1 protein-coding gene is annotated in these 5,152 nt (G+C 72.6%); it reads left to right on the forward strand.

What is annotated here, in order from left to right:
- A partial coding sequence (locus tag ABT300_RS41125; protein ID WP_351687447.1) for a non-ribosomal peptide synthetase occupies window positions 1-5,152 on the forward strand: 5,152 nt, incomplete at both ends.

Raw genomic sequence — 5,152 nt, forward strand, 5'->3', positions numbered from 1 at the left:
CGTTCGTGCGGGAGCAGCTGCCGGAGTCGATGGTGCCGGCCGCCGTGATGCTGCTCGACGAACTGCCACTGACGGCGAACGGCAAGGTCGACACCAAACGGCTGCCCGCGCCGCCGCATTACCCGGCGGGCACCGGGCGGGGCCCCGCCAACGCACGCGAGGAGCTGCTCTGCGCCGTCTTCGGCGAGGTTCTGGAGCTGGAGCGCGTCGGCGTGGACGACGACTTCTTCGCCCTCGGCGGCCACTCCCTGCTGGCGATCCGGCTGGTCGAGCGGCTGCGCGCGCAGGGCGTCGTGCTGCCGGTGCGGGCGCTCTTCGAGACGCCGACCCCGGCCGGGCTGGCACTCGCGGCGGGCGCCACGCGGGCCGAGGTGCCGGAGAACACGATTCCCGCCGACGCGACCACGATCACCCCGGAGATGCTGCCGCTGGTCGACCTCACGCCCGAGCAGATCGAGCGGGTCGTCGCGGGCGTGGACGGCGGCGCGGCCAACGTCGCGGACGTCTACCCGCTCGGTCCGCTGCAGGAGGGTCTGCTTTTCCACCACCTGCTGGCCGACGGCGGCGACGACGCCTATGTCCTGCCTGCGGTGCTGGAGTTCGACACACCGGCCAGGCTCGACGCGTTCGTGCAAGCGCTCCAGAGCGTCCTCGACCGGCATGACATCTTCCGGACCTCCCTTGTCTGGGAGGGACTGCCCGAGCCCGTCCAGGTCGTATGGCGCCGCGCACCGATGCGGGTCGTCGACGTCACCCTCGACCCGCACGGTGAGGACCTGGCCGCCGACCTGATCGCGGCCGTGGGCCTGTCCATGGACCTGGGCCGGGCCCCCCTGATCACCGTGCACCGGGCCGCCGTGCCGGATACGGACCGCCGGCTGGCGCTGATCCGCATTCACCACCTGGTGCAGGACCACACGGCATTGGAGCTGCTGCTCTCCGAGGTGGGGGCCTTCCTCACCGGCCGGGCCGCCGACCTGCCCGAGCCGCTGCCCTTCCGGGACTTCGTGGCACACTCCCGCGACGAGGCCGAACTTGCCTCGCACGAGCGGTACTTCACCGACCTGCTGGGCGACCTGGACGAGAGCACCGCGCCGTTCGGTGTCACCGAGGTGCACGGCGACGGCGCGTCAGTGACCCGGCGGGTGGTGCCCTTCCCGCCCGCGTCCGAGCGCCGGCTGCGCGAGGTCGCCCGCAGGCTGCGCGTGAGCGCGGCGACCGTCCTGCACGTTGCCTGGGCCCGGGCGGTCGGGGCGATGTCCGGCCGGGACGACGTGGTCTTCGGGACCGTGCTGTTCGGCCGGATGACGGGCGGGGCAGGAGTCGGCCAAGTGCCCGGCCCGTTCATCAACACGCTTCCGGTGCGCGTCCGTACGGCCGACACCGGGGTCCTGACGGCGGTGTCGCAGATGCGCTCCCAGCTGGCCCGGCTGATGGAGCACGAGCACGCCTCGCTCTCGACCGCCCAGCAGGCCGGCGGACTCGCGGGTGAGACGCCGCTGTTCACCGCCTTCCTCAACTACCGCCACAACCCCGGCCGGGGCGAGGAGCAGCCGGCCGAGGAGCCGGCGGCCGACGGGCGGTCGGCCGAGGAACAGCAGGACGGCCAGGGCATCCGCCTGCTGTACGCGCGCGAGCGCACCAACTACCCGCTCGGGGTCGCCGTGGACGACGACGGCGACGGCCTCGCGCTGACCGTCGACGCGGTCGAGGCGATCGACGCGGAGGCGGTCGGCGTGCTGGTGCGCACCGCCACCGAGCAGCTGGTGTCGGCGTTGGAGACGGCGCTGGACGGTGGACCCGAGGTCGCGCTGGGCGCGATCGAGGTGCTGGACGCGGCTGAGCGTCGTCGGGTGCTGATGGAGTGGAACGACACGGCGGCGGAGGTTACGACGGCCACGTTGCCGGCGCTGTTCGAGGCGCAGGTGGCGCGGACGCCTGATGCGGTGGCGGTGGTGTTCGAGGGTGCGGAGGTGTCGTACGCGGAGCTGGATGCGCGCGCGAACCGGTTGGGGCAGCTGCTGGCCGGGCGTGGTGTCGGTCCGGAGTCCGTGGTCGGCGTGGTCATGGAGCGCGGTGTCGACCTGGTGGTGGCGCTGCTGGCGGTGGCGAAGGCCGGGGCGGCGTATCTGCCGGTGGATCCGGAATACCCGGCTGAGCGGATCGCCTTCGTCCTCTCGGATGCGGGTGTTCCACTGGTGGTTTCGCAGTCGGCGGTTGCGGGCGTGGTGCCGGCCGAGGTGCCGGTGCTCGTCGTCGACGAGCCGTCCGTAGTGAGGGACCTGGCCGAGGCTGCGGATGGGCGCCCGGGCACGGCGGTGGCTCCTGGGAACACGGCGTATGTCATCTACACCTCGGGTTCCACAGGTCGTCCCAAGGGCGTCATGGTCCCGCACGGCGCGCTGGTCAACCACCTGTTCGGTGTGGGGCAGCGGGTGGAGCCGGGAGCGGAGGACCGGCTGCTGGCGGTGACCACGGTGTCCTTCGACATCGCGGCTCTGGAGCTGTTCCTGCCGCTGGTCTGCGGGGCGTCGGTGGTTATGGCGGCGCGGGCCGTGGTGCGCGATCCGGCCGCGCTGGCAGGGCTGGCGGTCTCGTCGGGTGCGACGGTGTTGCAGGCGGTGCCGTCCCTGTGGCGGGCCCTGCTCGACGTGGGCGACTGGCCGGCCGGTGTCCGGGCGCTGGTCGGCGGTGAGGCGCTGCCGCAGGAGCTGGCGCAGCGGTTCGTGGAGCTGGGGATCACCGCGGTGAACCTGTACGGGCCGACCGAGGCGACGGTCTGGGCCACTTCGGCCGAGGTGACGGGCGGCACGGTCGTGGTCGGCCGGCCGTTCGCCAACACCCGGGCGTATGTGCTGGACCAGTCGCTGCGCCCCGCACCGGTCGGTGTGGCGGGCGAACTGTATCTGACGGGTGCGCAGTTGGCGCGCGGCTATGCGGGCCGTCCGGGCCTGACAGCCGAGCGCTTCGTGGCCTCGCCGTTCACGACCGGACAGCGGATGTACCGGACCGGGGACCTGGCTCGCTGGAACGCGCGGGGAGAGCTGGAGTGCCTGGGCCGGGTAGACGACCAGGTGAAGGTGCGCGGCTTCCGGATCGAGCTGGGCGAGGTGGAGGCCGTCCTGGAACGCCAGGAGGGCGTGGCCCGGGCGGTGGCGGCGGTACGCCGTGGCATCTCCGGTGACGCGCTGCTGGCCGCCTACCTGGTTCCGCAGACCGGCCCGGCGGAGCTGGATGTCGTGGAGGTCAGGGCGCAGCTGGGCCGGGAGCTGCCCGGCTACATGGTGCCCTCCGCCTTCGTCGTCCTCGAGGAGCTGCCACTCACCGCGAACGGCAAGGTCGACCGCAAGGCCCTTCCCGCACCCGACCTCGCCCCCGGCTCCGGCCGTGGCCCCGCCACCGTCCGCGAGGAGATCCTCTGCGCCGCCTTGGCGCAGGTGCTCGGCCTGGACCGCGTCGGCGTCGACGACGACTTCTTCGCCCTCGGCGGCCACTCCCTGCTCGCCGTCAGACTGATCAGCCTGGTGCAGGCGCAGGGCGTGTCGGTGTCGGTGCGGGCGCTGTTCGACAGCCCGACCCCGGCCGGCCTGGCCCGCTCGGGCGGCGTACGGCAGGTGGAGGTGCCCGAGAACCTGATCCCGGCGGGCGCGACCGCGATCGCGCCGGAGATGCTCACCCTGGCCGACCTCACCGCCGAGGAGATCGACCGCGTCGTCGCGACCGTCGAGGGCGGTGCCGCGAACATCGCGGACATCTACCCGCTCGCCCCGATCCAGGACGGCCTGCTCTACCACCACCTGCTCGCTGACGGCGGCGACGACGTCTACGTCCAGCCGAATGTCCTGGAGTTCGGCTCACGCGAACTGCTCGACCGCTTCGCCGAGGCGCTCCAGCAGGTCCTGGACCGGCACGACATCCTGCGCACCGGCATCGTCTGGGACGGCCTGCGTGAGCCCGTACAGGTGGTGTGGCGCAAGGCCGTACTCCCGGTGCACGAGGTGCCGCTGGACCCGCGGGGCGGCGATCCGGTGGCCGAACTGACCGAGGCGGTCGGACGGGTCATGGACCTGTCCCGGGCACCTCTGGTCGAGCTGCACACGGCCGCCGGACCGGACGGCCGCCAGCTCGGCCTGGTGCGGGTGCACCACATGGTGCAGGACCACACCGCGCTGTCGGTGCTGCTGGACGAGATCCACGCCTTCCTCACCGGCCGCGCCGACGAACTACCGGAACCGCTGCCGTTCCGCGACTTCGTGGCGCAGGTCCGCGGCGGCATCCCGCGCGCGGAGCACGAACGCTTCTTCGCCGAGCTGCTGGGTGACGTCACCGAACCGACGGCTCCGTACGGCCTGACGGACGTGCGCGGCGTCGGTGCCGAGGCCGAACGCGCCTCCCAGGCGCTGGCTCCCGAACTGGAGGCGCGGCTGCGCTCTGTGTCACGCCGGCTGGGTGCCAGCGTGGCGACCCTGATGCATGTCGCCTGGGCCCGGGTGATCGGCGCGGTCAGCGGCCGGAACGACGTCGTGTTCGGCACGGTCCTGTTCGGCCGGATGAACGCCGGAGCCGGCGCCGAACGTGTCCCCGGCCCCTTCATCAACACGCTCCCGGTACGGGTGCGCACGGACGAACTCGGAGTCCTGGACGCGGTGTCCGCGATGCGCGGCCAGCTGGCGCAGCTCCTCGAACACGAGAACGCGCCGCTCGCCTTGGCCCAGCAGGCCAGTGGACTCACCGGCGGCGCACCGCTCTTCACCTCCTTCCTCAACTACCGCCACGCCGCCGACCAGTCGGACGACCAAGCGGCGGCAACACAGCAACCGGCCGAGAGCGAGTCGGGCGGGATCCGCACCCTGCTCTCCCGGGACGCCACCAACTACCCGCTCGCGGTGAACGTCGACGACAACGGACGAGCCATCCGCACGGCGGTGGACGCCGTCGCGCCCGTCGACCCGATGGCGGTCGTCGCGCTGGTGGGCAGGGCCGTCGAGGGCTTGGTGTCAGCGTTGGAGGTGGCGCTGGAGGGTGGTCCGGAGGTCGCGCTGGGTGCGGTCGAGGTGCTGGACGCGGTTGAGCGTCGGCGTGTTCTGGTGGAGTGGAACGACACGGCGGTGGGGGTCGAAGGGGGCACGCTTCCGGGGTTGTTCGAGGCGCA

This window comes from Streptomyces sp. NPDC001027 (assembly GCF_040299045.1).
In the GTDB taxonomy this organism is placed as follows: Bacteria; Actinomycetota; Actinomycetes; order Streptomycetales; family Streptomycetaceae; genus Streptomyces.